This window comes from Polyangium fumosum (genome assembly GCF_005144585.1).
In the GTDB taxonomy this organism is placed as follows: Bacteria; Myxococcota_A; Polyangia; order Polyangiales; family Polyangiaceae; genus Polyangium; species Polyangium fumosum.
Window position 1 is genome coordinate 16,145 of record NZ_SSMQ01000030.1, and the last position, 15,264, is coordinate 31,408.

15 protein-coding genes and 2 tRNA genes are annotated in these 15,264 nt (G+C 68.2%); 7 read left to right on the top strand and 10 right to left on the bottom strand.

The features are described 5' to 3' along the window. Position 1 precedes the first annotated feature (1 nt). Positions 2-766, bottom strand: coding sequence for a YceD family protein (locus tag E8A74_RS26325; protein ID WP_232379750.1), 765 nt, complete (start codon positions 764-766; stop codon positions 2-4). A gap of 114 nt (positions 767-880) precedes the next feature. On the opposite strand from E8A74_RS26325, the gene E8A74_RS26330 reads away from it, so the two are divergent. The 4 genes from E8A74_RS26330 (at position 881) to E8A74_RS26345 (ending at position 4,802) form a co-directional block, all read left to right on the top strand. Continuing rightward, positions 881-2,200, top strand: a complete 1,320-nt coding sequence (locus E8A74_RS26330; RefSeq protein ID WP_136931838.1) for a hypothetical protein — start codon at positions 881-883, stop codon at positions 2,198-2,200. 61 nt (positions 2,201-2,261) lie between these two features. Further along, a complete protein-coding gene (pyrR, locus tag E8A74_RS26335; RefSeq protein WP_136931839.1) occupies positions 2,262-2,801 on the top strand; it encodes a bifunctional pyr operon transcriptional regulator/uracil phosphoribosyltransferase PyrR in 540 nt (179 codons plus the stop codon). After that, positions 2,798-3,757 carry an aspartate carbamoyltransferase catalytic subunit gene (locus tag E8A74_RS26340; RefSeq protein WP_136931840.1) on the top strand — a complete coding sequence of 320 codons (960 nt, stop codon included), beginning with the start codon at positions 2,798-2,800 and terminating at the stop codon, positions 3,755-3,757. Before pyrR ends, E8A74_RS26340 begins: the two co-directional genes overlap by 4 nt. A gap of 181 nt (positions 3,758-3,938) precedes the next feature. Continuing rightward, the gene (locus tag E8A74_RS26345) at positions 3,939-4,802 is read left to right on the top strand and encodes an RNA polymerase sigma factor (RefSeq protein WP_136931841.1); all 864 of its coding nucleotides are present in this window, start codon (positions 3,939-3,941) and stop codon (positions 4,800-4,802) included. Positions 4,803-4,840: 38 nt separating this feature from the next. On the opposite strand, the gene E8A74_RS26350 is transcribed toward E8A74_RS26345, so the two are convergent. The 5 genes from E8A74_RS26350 to E8A74_RS26370 all read right to left on the bottom strand — a co-directional run bounded on the left by E8A74_RS26350 (position 4,841) and on the right by E8A74_RS26370 (position 10,395). After that, positions 4,841-6,121, bottom strand: coding sequence for a M16 family metallopeptidase (locus E8A74_RS26350; RefSeq protein WP_136931842.1), 1,281 nt, complete (start codon positions 6,119-6,121; stop codon positions 4,841-4,843). Further along, on the bottom strand, positions 6,118-7,563 hold the full coding sequence (locus E8A74_RS26355; protein ID WP_136931843.1) for a M16 family metallopeptidase: 1,446 nt from the start codon (positions 7,561-7,563) through the stop codon (positions 6,118-6,120). Before E8A74_RS26355 ends, E8A74_RS26350 begins: the two co-directional genes overlap by 4 nt. Before the next feature lie 94 nt (positions 7,564-7,657). Then, complete coding sequence (locus E8A74_RS26360; protein ID WP_136931844.1) at positions 7,658-8,275, bottom strand: hypothetical protein; 618 nt, start codon at positions 8,273-8,275, stop codon at positions 7,658-7,660. Between the two features lie 49 nt (positions 8,276-8,324). After that, positions 8,325-10,127 (bottom strand): translation elongation factor 4, encoded by a 1,803-nt coding sequence (gene lepA, locus E8A74_RS26365; RefSeq protein WP_136931845.1) that lies wholly within the window; start codon positions 10,125-10,127, stop codon positions 8,325-8,327. A 76-nt stretch (positions 10,128-10,203) separates the two neighbouring features. Then, positions 10,204-10,395, bottom strand: a complete 192-nt coding sequence (locus tag E8A74_RS26370; RefSeq protein WP_136918444.1) for a ribbon-helix-helix domain-containing protein — start codon at positions 10,393-10,395, stop codon at positions 10,204-10,206. A 233-nt stretch (positions 10,396-10,628) separates the two neighbouring features. Between E8A74_RS26370 and E8A74_RS26375 the strand changes: the two genes are divergently transcribed. After that, positions 10,629-11,420 (top strand): hypothetical protein, encoded by a 792-nt coding sequence (locus E8A74_RS26375; protein WP_136931846.1) that lies wholly within the window; start codon positions 10,629-10,631, stop codon positions 11,418-11,420. Then, positions 11,417-12,262, top strand: a complete 846-nt coding sequence (locus E8A74_RS26380) for a hypothetical protein (RefSeq protein WP_232379751.1) — start codon at positions 11,417-11,419, stop codon at positions 12,260-12,262. The genes E8A74_RS26375 and E8A74_RS26380 overlap by 4 nt, the downstream gene beginning before the upstream one ends. Before the next feature lie 17 nt (positions 12,263-12,279). Here E8A74_RS26380 and E8A74_RS26385 read toward each other — a convergent pair whose 3' ends face one another. Further along, positions 12,280-12,633 (bottom strand): cupin domain-containing protein, encoded by a 354-nt coding sequence (locus E8A74_RS26385; protein ID WP_136931847.1) that lies wholly within the window; start codon positions 12,631-12,633, stop codon positions 12,280-12,282. Between the two features lie 64 nt (positions 12,634-12,697). Between E8A74_RS26385 and E8A74_RS26390 the strand changes: the two genes are divergently transcribed. After that, positions 12,698-13,759, top strand: a complete 1,062-nt coding sequence (locus E8A74_RS26390; RefSeq protein WP_136931848.1) for a pseudouridine synthase — start codon at positions 12,698-12,700, stop codon at positions 13,757-13,759. A 9-nt stretch (positions 13,760-13,768) separates the two neighbouring features. Here E8A74_RS26390 and E8A74_RS26395 read toward each other — a convergent pair whose 3' ends face one another. The 3 genes from E8A74_RS26395 to E8A74_RS26405 form a co-directional block, all read right to left on the bottom strand. After that, positions 13,769-14,935, bottom strand: a complete 1,167-nt coding sequence (locus E8A74_RS26395; protein ID WP_136931849.1) for an AAA family ATPase — start codon at positions 14,933-14,935, stop codon at positions 13,769-13,771. Between the two features lie 121 nt (positions 14,936-15,056). After that, positions 15,057-15,128 (bottom strand) — tRNA-Gly (locus E8A74_RS26400). A 31-nt stretch (positions 15,129-15,159) separates the two neighbouring features. After that, a tRNA-Gly gene (locus E8A74_RS26405) sits at positions 15,160-15,231 on the bottom strand. Between the last annotated feature and the right edge of the window lie 33 nt (positions 15,232-15,264).

Below are 15,264 nucleotides of genomic sequence, written 5' to 3' on the forward strand. Positions count from 1 at the left end.
GCTACTCCTTCTTCGTCTTCTTCTGCTGGGACGCGTCGGCGTTGCCGGACGCGGCTCCTTGATCATCGTTCGGCCCGCGCGAGCCGCTCGCCTTGGAGAGCACGGCGCGCAAAGCGCCGAGGGGCGCGAGCCTGGGGTCGATGGGCGGCTCGGCGCCACCCTCGACGGCCTCGGGGGAGGCGGGACGGATACCCGGACACGCCTCGGAGCACAAGGGGAAGATCGGCATCTCGAGCAGAATCGCCTCGCGGATGAACCCGTCGAGCACGACCGTCTCACCGTCGTAGACGTCCACCTCCGCCTCGTCCGAGGAAAACTCGTACTCCGGCAGCTCCTTTTCCTTCGGCGCGCGCTTGCCCTTGCCCGTCTCGGTCTTCGGGCTTCCCTCCGCGGCCTTCTTCGCCTGCGCCGCCGCGCGCTTCTCGTCCGCCTTCTGCGCGAGCATGGCAGGCGCCGCCGGCTTGAGGAGGAGCGACATCTCCGCGTCGACGTCGATCTTCGTCGTCTCGAGGCAACGCGCGCACGGCGCCTGCAAGACAGCGTGGACGCGCCCGCGCACGACGATGTCGGCGCCGGAGCGAGAGAGCCGCCCCGAGACGTGCCCCACCTCGGCGCCACGCATCTCGCAGTCGCTGAGCTGCTCGTCGAGCCACGCGACGGGCAGATCCGCCGCGATCGAGCGACCAGCGGCGTCGATGTCTCCGGCGGGAATGGCGAAGAGCGGCATGATCGATTCCTTGAGCGAATGCGAAGTCGCGGCAGCCATGACGTTCGCCTCGGCCACGCGAGGCGGGAGCAACTAGCGCACGGCCGGGGTGCTCGCAAGCCGCCCGGCGCAGCTTCCATCGGCAAAGGCCATGGTAGGGTGCGCCCAGCACGCATGGACCGCCCGCTCGAACGGCCCGACGATCGATCGCGAAGGTGGCTCTTTGCCGCGGTGATCTACACGTTGGTCACGGTCGTGTGTCTCGCCACGACGGGGCGCGAGCGGCTCACGACGCACACGCCATACAACCACTTCGCCTTGCTCGCCGACGCGTGGCTGCACGGCCGCCTGGACCTCGGCGGACCTCCTCCCGCGTACACGGGGAACAACGATTTCGTCGTGTGGGAGGGCAAGCACTACGTGAGCTTTCCGCCGTTCCCCGCGGTCCTCTTGCTACCGGCGGTCAAGCTCGCGGGCAGCGTCGATCGCGTTCGGGACGGGCAGATCTTCGCGCTCTTCACGGGCCTCGCGCCGGCGCTCCTGTACCTCGGCCTCGACGCGCTCGCCCGCGCCGGCAGGACGGGACGATCCGAGCGGGAGAACGTGCTCCTCTCGCTGCTCTTCGCGTTCGGCACCGTGTACTGGTTCTCCGCCGTGCAAGGCACGGTCTGGTTCGCCGCGCACGTCGTCGGCGCGGCGCTCGCGGCGCTCTATCTCTTCGCGTCCGTCGGCGCCGCGCACCCGATCCTCGCGGGCCTCGCGATCGGCCTCGGGTTTGCCACGCGCACGCCGCTCGGCTTCGCGTTCCCGCTCTTCGTATACGAGGCGGTCCGAGCGAGCGCGAACGCGGGCGCGAGCGGGCGCGTGCGACTCGCGGACGTGGACGCGCGAGCGCTCGCGACAAACCTCGCGCTCTTCGCCGTACCTGCCGCGGCGGTGCTCGGCGTCCTGCTCTGGTACAACGCCGCGCGGTTCGGCGATCCGTTCGAGTTCGGCCACCGGCTGCTGGCGATCACATGGCGGGCGCGCATCGAGCGGTGGGGGCTCTTCTCGTACCACTACCTCGGCCGGAACCTCGGCGTGATCCTGACGTCCTTGCCCTATACGGGCACGAGCAGCGCTCCGTTTCAGATCAACGCGCACGGCCTCGCGCTCTGGGTCACGACGCCCATCTACGCGTGGGTGCTCTGGCCGAGACGCACGCCGCCCTCGTTCTGGGCCGTCGCGCTCACGGCCGCATGCGTCGCGCTGCCGAGCTTGCTCTACCAGAACAGCGGCTGGATCCAGTTCGGCTACCGCTTCTCCAACGACTTCGCCGTGTTCCTGTTCGCGCTCCTCGCGCTCGGCAAGAGGCGGCTCGGCGGCTTCTTCTGGGCGTTCGCCCTGATCTCCGTCCTCGTCAACGCGTTCGGCGCGGTCACCTTCCAGCGCGCCGCGTATGGTCGATTCTACTTCGTGGATCCGACCCAGAAAATTCTCCACCACCCCGATTGACGTGACGCACCCCGCACGGCCCGGGGACACCGCGTCGGCCTTGTGGTAGCTCGTCCCCGCCATGTCCGAAGTCCTCCTCGATCCGGTCGCGGTGGCCCGAGGTCTCCGCCGCGTCGCTGGCGAGATCGCCGAACACGGCGGCGTCCGTGACCTCGCGCTGATCGGCATACGACGCGGCGGCGAGCCCCTCGCGGAGAGGCTCACCGCGCTGCTCCGCGAGCTCGAAGGTGAAGCGCCGCCGACGGGCTCCATCGACATCACCCTCTACCGCGACGACGCCGCGACGGCCCTGCCGAACCCCAAGATCGGCCCGAGCCGCATCCCCTTCGAGGTGCGCGGCAAGCGCGTCGTGCTCGTCGACGACGTCCTCTACACCGGCCGCACGATCCGCGCGGCGCTCGACGCGGTGCTCGACTACGGCCGCCCGCGCCGCATCGAGCTCTGCGTGCTCGTCGACCGCGGCGGCCGCGAGCTGCCCATCCATCCGGACTACACCGTGCGCCGCGTAGAGCTCGGCCCCGGACAGAGGATCGAGGTCGCGCAGAAGGACGACGGCACGTGGGCCACCATCGAAGAGTCATCCACCCTGGGGGGAACGTGACGACACCACGCGCGCGATATCCGCACCGCCACCTGCTCGGGATCGAGGCCCTGGAGAGGACCGAAATCCTCTCGATCCTGGACGCTGCGGAGAGCTTCTTCGACGTCTCGCGGCGCAGCGTCCGGAAGGTGCCGACGCTCCGGGGCAAGACGGTGATCAACCTCTTCTACGAGCCCTCTACGCGCACGCGCACCTCGTTCGAACTCGCGGGCAAGAGGCTCTCGGCTGACGTCATCAACATCAGCGTGTCGACGTCGAGCGCGGTCAAAGGCGAGACGCTCCTCGACACGGTGAAGAACCTCGAAGCGATGTGCCCGGACGTCCTCGTCCTCCGGCATCAAGCGTCGGGCGCTCCGCACTACGTCGCATCACGCACGAAGGCCGCCGTGGTCAACGCGGGCGACGGGACGCACGAGCACCCCACGCAAGCGTTGCTCGACGCGTTCACGATCCGACGTCGCAAGGGACGGCTCGAAGGCCTCGTCGTGGCCATCTGCGGCGACGTCCTGCACAGCCGCGTCGCGCGATCGAACGCGCTTCTGCTGCGGAAGATGGGGGCCACGGTGCGCTTCGCGGGCCCTCGCACGCTCCTTCCACCCGCAGCCGAGTCGCTCGGCGCAGAGGTGCACGATCGACTCGAACCAGCGCTCGAAGGCGCCGACGTCGTGATGATGCTCCGCGTCCAGCGCGAGCGCCTCGCGGGCACGTTCTTGCCGAGCACGCGCGAGTACAGCAGGAAGTTCGGGCTTAACGAGGCGCGACTCGCGCTCGCCGCGCCCGACGCGATCGTGATGCACCCCGGGCCCATGAACCGAGGCGTGGAGATCGACCCTCTCGTGGCGGATGGCTCACGCAGCGTCATCCTCGATCAGGTGGAAGCGGGCGTCGCCGTGCGAATGGCGGTCTTGTGGATGCTCGCGACGGAGGCCGAGGGAGAGCCCACCGCGGGCGCGTGAGCGCGGATGACCATTGACGCTCCCTGCCCTCCGCAGGACAAACCGTTCGAGAGGCGCGGGCAACGTCGATCACGCGAGCCACGCCTCGGGGCGGTGAACCATGAAAAGGACCGACGAGCGTCCCCGCAGCGCAAACGGAAAACGAGCTCCACGCACAAGTTCGTCCGGTGAAACCCCTGCCGTGGGCGAGCGCCGTTGCGCTTCGCCCCCGCCGCCACCGACATCCCCTTCCCTGTGGTTTCCGGATGGCGACCCTCCGCTGTCTCCCGACGCTGTCCCTCTGGATCCGCTGCATCCTCCCGTTCCGTATCCCTTCGCGGAGGAGCTCATCTCCGGGCCCCTGCCTCCGCGTGACGAGGTCTTCCAGCAGCTCTATGCGCGCGAATGGGAGTTCGTCCTGCGCACCGTCGAGCGGTACGGAGTGCCCTCCCGCGACGCCGACGACATCGCGCAGGAGGTCTTCTCGGTCGCCTTGCGGCGGATCGAGGATCACGACGCGGCGAGCTCTGCGCGCCCTTGGCTCTTCGTCATCGCCATGCAGCTCGCGACGAACTACCGAAAGCTCGCGCGGCACCGCATCGAGCCGCTCGTGGCCGATTGGCCACCGGAGCCGATGAGCGACACCCTCGCGGCCGAATCCGCGCTCCTGGAAGGCGAAGAGCAAGCGCTCGCCCGGGAGCTCATCGGCCGGATGCGCCCGAAGCTCCGCGAGATCCTCGTCCTGCACGACCTCGAAGAGCAGACGATGCCGGAGATCGCCGAGAAGCTCGGGATCCCGGTCAAGACGGCTTACGCTCGGCTGAAGCTCGCACGCGCAGAGGCGCTTCGACGAGGGCGCGCGCTCGCCGCGTCGAGCCTCGCCGTGTCGACGCCACGCCCGATGCGGCCGAAAGATCTGCTCCGCGTGCGCGAGGTGCTCCTCGCGTATGCGCATCAACCGCCCCGCGCAGCGCGCGCCTCACGCCGTCGCAATCAGCCCGTCACGTATCCCTGCGCCATCCCCGTGCGGGAGCTGTCCTACCCCAGGATCGTCTTCCCATCGTGAGGGAAACGGCGCGCGGATCACACGACCCGCGCGCCAGATCATTCGAGGTCAAACGGATCGACCTGCGTCTCCTGCAACCGCGGGACGGACTTCGTGACGGCATCGCCGATCTGCGAGAACGTTCCAACGACCGAGACGACGAGGTCGTCCTCCGACAGACGCTCGCGGATCGCGGCGTTCGCCTCGTCCAGCGTGACGGCCTCGATCTGCTCGAGCTGCTTGTCGTGGTATCCCTCGGGCAACTCGTAGAGCGCGGCCTCGAGCTTCTGGTAGGCCCGTTTCCTCGCCGTATCCACCTCGAAGGCGTGGGAGCGGACGAGGTACTTCTTGACGAACGAGAGCTCGTCCCGCGTGATCCCGTCCTTGCGGAGCGCGTGCAGAAGCTCGAGCTTCAGGGCGAGGCAGGCCGCGGCATCCGACGCCTTGGGCGCGGTCCACATCGTGAACGCGTCCCTCTGCCGATCGAACCCGACGCGCGAGGACGCGCCGTACGACCAGCCGCGCTTCGCCCGCACCTCCTGCATGAGCCGCGACGTGAAAGTCCCTCCGAACGCCGTGTTCGCCACGAGGAGCGCGACGTGATCCGGGTCGTTCGGGTGTGTCCCGAGCCCTCCCACGATCATCTGCGTCTGGGTTCGCTCCGGCTTGTCGACGAAGACGAGCCGACGGCCGGCCCGTCGCGCCGGCGGCGGCACGGGATCCGCGACTCTTGCGCCGGCCGGGAGTCCGGAAAGCAGGCGCTCGGCGATCGCGTGCCCTTCCTCCACGTCGACGTCTCCCGAGATCGTGACGATCGCGTTCTCCCGCGCGTAGTGCGCCCCGTAGAACGACACCACGTCAGCACGCTCGACCGCACGCAATGCGGGAATGCAACCTGCGACGCGGCGGCCGTACGGATGACCCGCAAAGAGCGTCCGGCGGAAGGCGCGCGCGCACAAGGTGCCGTCGCTGTCGCGCGACTCGATGAGCTCGGCCTCGGCTTCACGCTTCAGCCGAGCGAGCTCGGCCTCGTCGAACGAGGGCCGGGCGAGCAGCGTCGACGCAAGGTCCACGAATGGATCGAGCGAACGCCGGATCACCTCGAAGTGAACCGTGCTCGAGCTCGGCGAGACGTCCACGCCGAGCTCGCCGCCGAGGAGGTCGATTGTCTGCTCAATCTTCTCCGAGCTCCACCCTTCGGCACCACGACGGAGCATGCGGGCCGTGGTGCGCCCGAGCCCCTCGCGGCCCACGGGGTCGTGCGCCGATCCCGATCGGAACGCGACGACGACGCTCACGAGAGGCAACGCGGGGCTCGGCTCGACGATGACATGCGTCACGACGCCACCTCCTCTTCACTCCCCTCGCCTTCCGCCTCTTCGTCGTCCACCTCGTCACTCTCCATCGATCCGTCGGGCGCCACCTCGATGACCGTCCTCGACGAGCGCGCGAGGTAACGCCGCGCCACGCGCAGGAGATCTCCCACGGTGATTCTGCGGTACGCCGCGAGCCGTTCGAAGAGCGCCGCCGGATCGCCCAGCACGATCTCGTAAAACCCAATCTGCTCGGCCTTGCCGCTCACCGTCTCGAGTCCTTGCAGCACCGCGAGCTCGACGCGCGCCTTTGCCTTTTCGAGCTCCTCCTCCGTGACCGGCTCGACGCGGACCCGATCGAGCAGAACGTCGAGCGCCGCGCAGAGCGCCTCCGCGGTGTGCTCGCCTCGCGCCGACAAGAAGACGTCGTAGAGCGATGGATCGCGGAACGCACCCACCCAGCCTCGCACGTCGGTGGCGATCTCCTGCTCCTGGATGAGCGCGCGATGCACCCGCGAGGAGCGCCCTCCGAAGAGGATCTCGTTCAGGAGCACGAGCGCCGGATGATCGAAGTCTCCGAGCGCCGGCGATTTGTACCCGATCGCCACCTTGTGCGTCGGCGTCGGCTTGGTGATCTGGATCCGATGCTCCACGGTCTGCGGAGGCTCGGGGTGCACGTCCTCGACCGGCAGGACCGAGGGCGGCAGGCCGCCGTAGTTGTCCTGCACGAGCCGGAGCACTTGCCCGATGTCGACGTCGCCGACGATCGCCATCGCCGCGTTGTTCGGTGCGTAATACGTCCGGTAGAACGAGACGCAGTCGTCGGTCGTGAAGCCCAGGATGTCGTCCATCCATCCGATCGTCGGATGCCCGTAGCCGTGCTCGCGAAACGCCTCCTTGTAGAGGACCTCGCTGATCGCACCGTCCACGTCGTCGTCGACGCGTTGCCTCCGCTCGTTCGCGACGACCTCCTTCTCGCTCGCCACCTGCGGATCACGCAGCACGAGGCGCGACATCCGGTCCGCTTCGAGCCGCAGCGTGAGCTCCAGCGCCTCGGCGGGCAGGTTCGTGTGGTAGTACGTCCAGTCGAGGAACGTCGCGGCGTTCGTCTCGGCGCCCGCTTCTTCGAGGGTGCGATCGAACGCGCCGTGGGCCGAGGTCTCGGTCTCGCCGAACATGAGGTGCTCGAAGAGATGGGCGATGCCCGTCTTGCCGACGCGCTCGTGCCGCGAGCCCACGCCGAACCACGTCTGCACGCAGACGACGGGCGCAGCGTTGTCCTGCAGGATCAGCACCCGCAGGCCGTTGCCTAGGACGAAACGTTCGACACGCATGGTCGGGCCGAACGAGATGGTGGCGTCGTGCTCGGCCTCGGCGAGGCGGGTCCGGTTGCGGTTGAGCTCGGCGAGGAGCTCGGCGAAAGGACCTTTCCGGACGCGCGAGCGGAGATTCGGGAGGGCCGTATGCATCTGCCGCTCTCCCTTACCACATCACGCCTGCAAGCGCGGCCAGGCGCCACGCGGGCGCGGACGATGCGGCCCCCTCGTCAGGGGCGGACGTGGCTCAGCGGCGCGGCGCCGCGTGGCACAGGACGTCCTCGGGGATCCGCGTCGACTGATGGCACTCCCACTTGTCGTCGTGGCAGGAGATGACGAGCACGCCGGCCTCGTAGGCTTCTTTCAACGACGAGCCCGCTCGCTGGTGGAGCAGGTTCTCGGGCACCCGCTCGTTGCACCCCTTGCCCATGTCGACCTCGAGCTTGCGGTTGCCCTTGTTCGCCTTCACCGGGTTCGGCGGCGTCTTGCCCTTGTCGGCCGTGCGCACCGCGGCTTCGAGCTTCTTCACGATGCGCTCCACGTAGTCCTTGTCGACGAGGGGATCGGTGCCGCGCGGCGTGACCATCGCGATCGTGTACTGGATCGCCATCATCTGCTGATCCGGCGGAGCGCTCGGCTGGATCGGGCCCGCCGATCCGAGCGGCACGGGCCGCGGCGGCATCTCGATCTTCGCCTTCGCCGGCGGAGGCGGCGTCGTTGCGGAGGGCGGCGGCTCGACCGAGGGCGGTGGCGCAGCCGAGGGCGCCGCGGACGACGCGCCCTTGGTCGAGGCCGGTTCGTCGCAGGCGGCGAGCGCGAGGAGGAGCGGGAGGCAGAGCGGGAGAGCGCGTCGAGCGACCGACATGTCGCGCCTTATACGAAGGCTCGGTCCCGGACGGTAGAGGGCGCGCGCTTCAGTCGACCTTGAGGATCGCCAGGAACGCTTCCTGGGGGATCTCGACGCTGCCGACCATCTTCATGCGCTTCTTGCCCTCTTTCTGCTTCTCGAGGAGCTTGCGCTTGCGGGAAATATCGCCGCCGTAGCACTTGGCCGTGACGTCCTTGCGCATCGCCTTCACGGTCGTCCGGGCGATCACCTTCGAGCCGATGGCCGCCTGGATGGCCACCTCGTACTGCTGCCGCGGCACGATGTCCTTCAGCTTCACGGCGAGATCGCGCCCACGCTGGAACGCCTTCTCCTTGTGGACGATGACGCTGAGGGCGTCGAGCGGATCACCGTTCACCAGCATGTCGAGCTTCACGAGGTCGGCCGGCCTGTAGCCGACGAGCTCGTAGTCCATCGAGGCGTAGCCGCGGGAGACGCTCTTCAGCTTGTCGTGGAAGTCGAAGAGCACCTCGCTGAGGGGCATGTCGTACGTGATGATCACGCGGTCGGACGAGGCGTATTGCAGCGACTTCTGCTCGCCGCGCCGGTCCTGACAGAGCGCGAGCACCGTGCCCACATAGGACGAGGGCACGTGGATGGTCACGCGGTAGATCGGCTCCTCGAGGTGGTCGACGTACTGCGTCTGCGGCAGGCGCGCCGGGTTCTCGATCGGCTTCATCTCCCCGCTGTTCATGTACACGTGGTACACGACGCTCGGGGCCGTGGTGATGAGGTCGAGGTTGTACTCGCGCTCGAGCCGCTCCTGGATGATCTCCATGTGGAGCAGGCCGAGAAAGCCGCAGCGGAAGCCGAAGCCGAGCGCCTCGGACGTGTCGGGCTCGTAGACGAACGCCGCGTCGTTCATCTGGAGCTTCGACAGGGCGTCGCGCAGGTCCTCGTACTGGGCCGAGTCCGTGGGGAAGATGCCCGCGAAGACCATCGGCTTCACTTCCTTGAAGCCGGGCAGCGGCATCGTCGTCGGGTGGACGGCGTCCGTCACCGTGTCGCCGATCTTCGTGTCGGTGACGCTCTTGATGTTGCCCGCGATGAACCCGACCTCGCCCGGGCCGAGCTCGGTGATGGGCGTCGCGTGCGGGGCGAACACGCCCATCTCGGTGATCTCGTAGTCGCGCCCGGTCGCGAAAAACCGGACCTTCTGGCCCTTGCGGAGCGTGCCCTCGACCACGCGGACCATGACCACGGCGCCGCGGTAGCTGTCGTACCAGCTATCGAAGATGAGCGCGCGGGGCGTGACCGTGGATTCGCCCTTCGGCGCCGGCACGCGGGCCACGACCGCCTCGAGGATGTCCTTGATCCCGATGCCGGTCTTGGCGCTCGCCAGGATCGCGTTCGAGCAATCGAGGCCGATGACGTCCTCGATCTCGCGCTTCGTCCGGTCGACGTCCGCCGAGGGCAGATCGATCTTGTTCAGGACGGGGATGATCTCGAGGTTGTTGTCGAGCGCGAGGAAGACGTTGGCGAGCGTCTGCGCCTCGACGCCCTGGGAGGCGTCCACGACGAGCAGCGCGCCCTCGCAGGCCGAGAGGCTGCGCGAGACCTCGTAGTTGAAGTCCACGTGTCCAGGCGTGTCGATGAGGTGCAGCCGGTACTTCTGGCCGTCTGTCGCGGCGTACTCGAGCCGTACGTTCTGCGCCTTGATGGTGATCCCGCGCTCTCGCTCGATCTCCATCTTGTCGAGAAACTGGTCTTGTTTTTCGCGATCGGACAGGGCGCCCGTGGCCTCCAGGATGCGGTCGGCCAGCGTGCTTTTGCCGTGATCGATGTGCGCGATGATGGAGAAGTTGCGGATGAGCTTGGGATCGGCGGGCATACTTCCGTGAGGCCGGCAAGACGACGGCCGCGTGCTCCTAGCGCGTCGCGCGGGCGAAAGCCACGGCTTGCGGCGGTTACTTCTTCTGGACCGTCGTCTCCAGGCTCATCTGTCCCGGGAGCACGTGCTCGTAGTGCTTGAGGACCATGTCGATCCCCTCGCGGATGTAGACCGCGATCGGCACCTTCGTCCGGTCGTGCAGGAGCTTCAGGCGCTCGGCCTGCTCGGGCGTGATGTAGATGGTCGTCGAGACTTTCTTTCGCGACATGTCACGCCGGCCCTGCGCTCTTCACGTCGCCCGCCGGATGCGGACGACGCGCCCCCAGGACTCCGAGGGGATACTGACAAGGCGTTACCCTAGATGCCGGTACGTGTGTTGTCAATCAGGAAGACTCGGGAGTCTCCGGAAACGCGCGTCAGAAGCAGGAGCACGAGCATGGCATCGGCCTCCCGCTCGCCTTGCGAAAGGGTTCGCGGTGCGTCTAGACTCGCCTCGAACGCTTGGAATCCAGCCGCTTTCCATGCCCTTTCCGCTGGGCGCGCTCGCTCGGCGTCGCGGCCCTCCTCACGTCGCTGCCGGCGATCGGCGCCACCGCATGCACCTCGGCCGATCCGGCCAGCGCGCCGCCCACCTTTCCCACGGGCGCCGAACGCGACACCGAGGTGAAGCACGAGGCCTGCGACATGGCCGCGGCGAACGCGCAGCGCTTCGACGCGAACGGGGACGGCAAACCCGACATGACCCGCGTGCCCGACGCCGCGGGGCGTGAGCTCTGCCGCGTCCTCGACCTCAACTTCGACGGCGCCATCGACGTCTTCGTCTACTACGACCCCGCGGGCCGCGAGCGCCGTCGCGAGTCGGACTACGACAGAGACGGGCGGGCCGACGAGATCGTGAGCTCACGCGACGGCGCCGTGTTCCTGAAGGAACGCGAGACCAACTTCGACGACAAGCTCGACACCTGGGACTACTACGAGGGCGGCCGCCTCGTCCGGCGCGAGCGCGACTCGGACGGCGACGGGCTCGTCGATCAGTGGTGGGCCTTCAACGATCCGACCGACGATCGATGCGCACTCGTCGCGACCGACCGCAACGTCGACGGCAAGCCCGATCCCGAAACGGTGCTCGACCTCTGCGCGGAAGCCCGCGCGAAGCAGGCCGCGACGCCGCCCAAGCCCCAGGCCCCCGCACCGCGGCCCTCCGGCGCGGTGCCGCTCCCGAACGCGCCCGCCCCGATGCCGCCGGGGGGCGCGCCCATCGCACCGCAGCCTGGTGGAGCGAGCCCCCGATGACGAGCCGCGTGATCGTGTGGACACTCGCAGGCCCTCTCCTCTCGCTCTCTGCGTGCGCGAGCACGCCCGCGCCCACGACGAACGCGTTCACCGGCGAGACCACGCCGAAGCGCGCCGCGCTCCGAGGCCCGAGCGGCACCGTCGACGATCGCTCGATGTGCGACTGGAAGGGCCGGAAGGATCGGGAGGCGAGCGAGATCGCGGGGCCTGGCTCGCTCAAGCCGAACGTCCGCCGCGTTTTCCTTCTCGTCGGCGTGGGCGAATCGCAGAAGAAGATCCTCGTCTGCCGGGAGGTCGACACGAACTTCGACGGCGTGAAGGACGTCGTGCGTCGCTACAACGACAAGGGCGAGAGCGTGCACGAGGAGAGCGACACCAACTACGACGGTCGCATCGACACGTGGATCACCTTCTCGCGCGGCAAGCTCGCCGAGGTCGCGCTCGACAACGATCGCGACGGCAAGCCCGACGAGTGGAAGAGCTACTCGGAGGGGCGCCTCTCGCGCATCAAGCGCGACCAGAACCGCGACGGCAAGCCCGACGTCTGGGAGATCTACCGCGAGGGAAAGCTCGAGCGGATGGGCGTGGACCTCGACGCCGACGAGCGGGTCGATCGCTGGGATCACGACACGGAGGCGCGCCGCCGTACCGAGGAAGCCGAGCGGAAGAAGGAAGAAGAGGCGAAGAAGCGCGAGGCGGAGAAGCGCGCGGCCGAGAAGGGCGACGCCGACAAGGACGGCGACGAGGGCGAAGGCGAGCCGAAGGGCTCACCCCCGCCGGCCGAGAAAAAAGACGGCAAGGCCAACGACAAGGCCGACAAGGGCGAGAAAAAGAAGCCCTAGCGCGACGAGGACCACGGTCAGGGTGCGCTCGTACCTTCGCGGCCGTAGACGTCTTCGATGCGAACGACGTCGTCGAGCTCGGGCGTGGACACCTCGATCACATCCACGTCGGTGACGGCGATCATGCGGTGGATCGTCCCGGGCAGGACGTGGAAGACGTCCCCCTTCACCATGCGGCGACGTTCGAGCGACTCCTTCGGACCGACTTCGAGGTCCATCTCGCCCGACTGGAGAAAGAGTGTCTCTTCCTTGACCCGGTGGTATTGACGGGACAGACGCTCGCCTGCCCGGATGTGGAGCAACTTGCCCACGTAGCGGGACGTCTCCGCCCAGATGAGCTCGTGTCCCCACGGCTTGTCGACGCGGCGCATGGAGCGTGCTTATCACGAGCCGGGCTGTAGAGCGAAGCGAAGCGGGCTGGAGGCGAGTCGGCGGATGGAAGAGCGGTTGCAGAAGATCATCGCCCGTTCCGGGGTGAGCTCCCGGCGCGCAGCGGAGGAGTTGGTCACGGCGGGGCGGGTCCGGGTGAACGGGCGTGTCGTGACGGAGCTCGGCGCCAAGGCCGACCCACGTCGCGACAAGATCGAGGTGGATGGCAAGCGCCTCACGGCGGAGTCACCGGTCTACCTCGTGCTGCACAAGCCGCGGAACGTCGTGTCGACGCTCCACGATCCCGAGGGTCGGCCCACGGTCGCGGACCTCGTGCGCGGCGCGGGCGCGCGTGTTTATCCCGTCGGTCGCCTCGACTTCGCGACGAGCGGCGTCCTTTTGTTGACGAACGACGGCGAGTTCTCGAACGGCATGCTTCATCCGCGCGGCGGCGTGCCCAAGACGTACGTGCTCAAAGTACGTGGCGTGATGGATGAAGGCGACGCGGACGTGTGGCGCACGGGCGTCGAGCTCGAAGACGGCAAGACGCTGCCGGCCGACGTCCGCATCCTGCGGCACGAGGGCGACAAGACCTGGCTCGAGATCACCCTGCGCGAAGGGCGAAACCAGCAGATCCGACGCATGGGCGAGGCGACGGGTTTCCCCGTGATGCGGCTCGCGCGGTTGAGCTTTGCCGGCGTGACGTCCGAGGGGCTCTTGCCGGGGAAATGGCGGCTGCTCACGGTCGATGAACTGCTCGCGATCCGCAAGGAGTTCGGCGTGCCGAAGCGCGTGCGCCCGGCCGTGGATCAGATGCCTGCGCAGCGCGCGAAGCAGCAGAGGCCACGCGCGCACGTCGGCGCGGCGCCTCGCGATCGAGGTGAACGAGGCGAGCGCGGCGAGCGGCCGCGGGCGGGGCACACGACGCGGGAAGGCGGGCGCGAGGAGCGACGCGCGCGGCCTGCGGATCGGCGCGAGCGGGGGACGAGCGGGCCGCCGCGTGAACGCGGGACGAGCGGGCCGCCGCGCGAGCGTGGGACGAGCGGGCCGCCGCGTGAACGCGGGACGAGCGGGCCGCCGCGCGAGCGTGGGACGAGCGGGCCGCGCGAGCGCAAGCGGCCCACCTGAGGCGGCGCGTCAGATCTGCGCGAAGCGACCGCTGCGGAACGAGGCCTCGAGGAGCTGCGCGACGCGCTTCTCGAGCTCGCGGGCGCGCGGATCGGTGATCCCGGCGAGGGCGGTCTTGATCTCGCCGAGGGCCTTGAGCTGGCTGAAGAGCTGCACGTCGCCGAGGGCGGTGCCGCCGGTGAGGAGCTGGCGAATCCGATCGATCTCGGCGGCGAGCGCGTCGACGCCGACGCCGAGCGCGCCGACGCGGCGGCGATCCGGGTGCTCGCGGAAGAATGCCTCCAGCACGGGCTGCACGATGCCTTCGAGGATCGCGGCCTGGTCCTGGTTGTTCCAGATGTGCTTGAGGACGAAGAAGTCGCTCGCGTCGGTGGCGTTGCGCCCGTCGAGGTAGGCGCTCGCGGCGAAGAGCTTGAGCATCTTCACGACGCGACGATCGGAGAGAGAAATCCCCTCGGCGCGAATCTGGAAGACGATGCCTTTGTAGGCGGAGAGGAACGCGTCGGAAAAATTCATCCGGCCGCCGAAGCTCTTGCCGAGGTCGGCGAGCTCGCGGGCGGTGACGACGGGGCGCAGCCCCTCGCCGGACATCTGGCGGATCTCGTGCTGGATGCCGCGCTGGAGCAGCTCGCTGAAGTGGTAGGCGTCGAGGTTGTCCGAGTGGACGCGTAGGAGGAAGCGGTCGAAGATTGCGTTCAACGTCTCGTCGCCGGGGACCTCGTTCGAGGCCGCGAAGACGCTGATGAGCGGGCAGCGCATCACCTTGCCGCCGCTCGTGAACTTGCGCTCGTTGAGCAGCGTGAGCAGGGCGTTCAGGATCGCGCTGTTCGCCTTGAAGACCTCGTCGAGGAAGACGACCTCCGCCTCGGGGAGCATGCCCTGCGTGTTGCGGCGGTAGGTGCCTTCACGGAAGGCGACGATGTCGACGGGGCCGAAGATCTCGTTCGGCTCGGTGAAGCGCGTGAGCAGGTACTCGAAGTAGTTCGCCTGCATGAGCTCCGAGAGGGAGCGGATGAGGGCGCTCTTGGCCGTGCCAGGCGGACCGAGCAGCACGCAGTGCTCGCCGGCGACGACCGAGATCATGAGAAGCCGGATGATCTCGTCTTTGCCGAGGAATTGTCGTTCGAGGGTGCTCGCGAGCTGGCGGAGTCGCTCGTGAAGAGGCGCGGGCGGCATCGCCGAGGAGGCGTATCACAACGGGGACGCGGGCCGGCCGCGTTTGTGCCCGGGGCCTTCGAAACACGAAGGCCGGCCCGCATGTTCGTGCGGCCGGCCTTTCGTGTTCTCTACACTGCGGAGCGGGAGACGGGATTTGAACCCGCGACGTCAACCTTGGCAAGGTTGCACTCTACCACTGAGTTACTCCCGCAGGGTGCTGCGAAGGAACTGCTAATTTTCAGAGCGGGAGACGGGATTTGAACCCGCGACGTCAACCTTGGCAAGGTTGCACTCTACCACTGAGTTACTCCCGCAAACTTCGCCACCGCCTCGACGAGCACGATGTC

What these genes read in the sequence shown, in the direction of transcription:
- E8A74_RS26390 (WP_136931848.1), top strand. Translation starts at nt 12,698, where the DNA reads ATGGAAGAGCGGTTGCAGAAGATCATCGCCCGTTCCGGGGTGAGCTCC.
- E8A74_RS26380 (WP_232379751.1), top strand. Translation starts at nt 11,417, where the DNA reads ATGACGAGCCGCGTGATCGTGTGGACACTCGCAGGCCCTCTCCTCTCG.
- E8A74_RS26355 (WP_136931843.1), bottom strand. Translation starts at nt 7,563, where the DNA reads ATGCATACGGCCCTCCCGAATCTCCGCTCGCGCGTCCGGAAAGGTCCT.
- E8A74_RS26395 (WP_136931849.1), bottom strand. Translation starts at nt 14,935, where the DNA reads ATGCCGCCCGCGCCTCTTCACGAGCGACTCCGCCAGCTCGCGAGCACC.
- lepA (WP_136931845.1), bottom strand. Translation starts at nt 10,127, where the DNA reads ATGCCCGCCGATCCCAAGCTCATCCGCAACTTCTCCATCATCGCGCAC.
- pyrR (WP_136931839.1), top strand. Translation starts at nt 2,262, where the DNA reads ATGTCCGAAGTCCTCCTCGATCCGGTCGCGGTGGCCCGAGGTCTCCGC.
- E8A74_RS26360 (WP_136931844.1), bottom strand. Translation starts at nt 8,275, where the DNA reads ATGTCGGTCGCTCGACGCGCTCTCCCGCTCTGCCTCCCGCTCCTCCTC.
- E8A74_RS26370 (WP_136918444.1), bottom strand. Translation starts at nt 10,395, where the DNA reads ATGTCGCGAAAGAAAGTCTCGACGACCATCTACATCACGCCCGAGCAG.
- E8A74_RS26325 (WP_232379750.1), bottom strand. Translation starts at nt 766, where the DNA reads ATGGCTGCCGCGACTTCGCATTCGCTCAAGGAATCGATCATGCCGCTC.
- E8A74_RS26385 (WP_136931847.1), bottom strand. Translation starts at nt 12,633, where the DNA reads ATGCGCCGCGTCGACAAGCCGTGGGGACACGAGCTCATCTGGGCGGAG.
- E8A74_RS26330 (WP_136931838.1), top strand. Translation starts at nt 881, where the DNA reads ATGGACCGCCCGCTCGAACGGCCCGACGATCGATCGCGAAGGTGGCTC.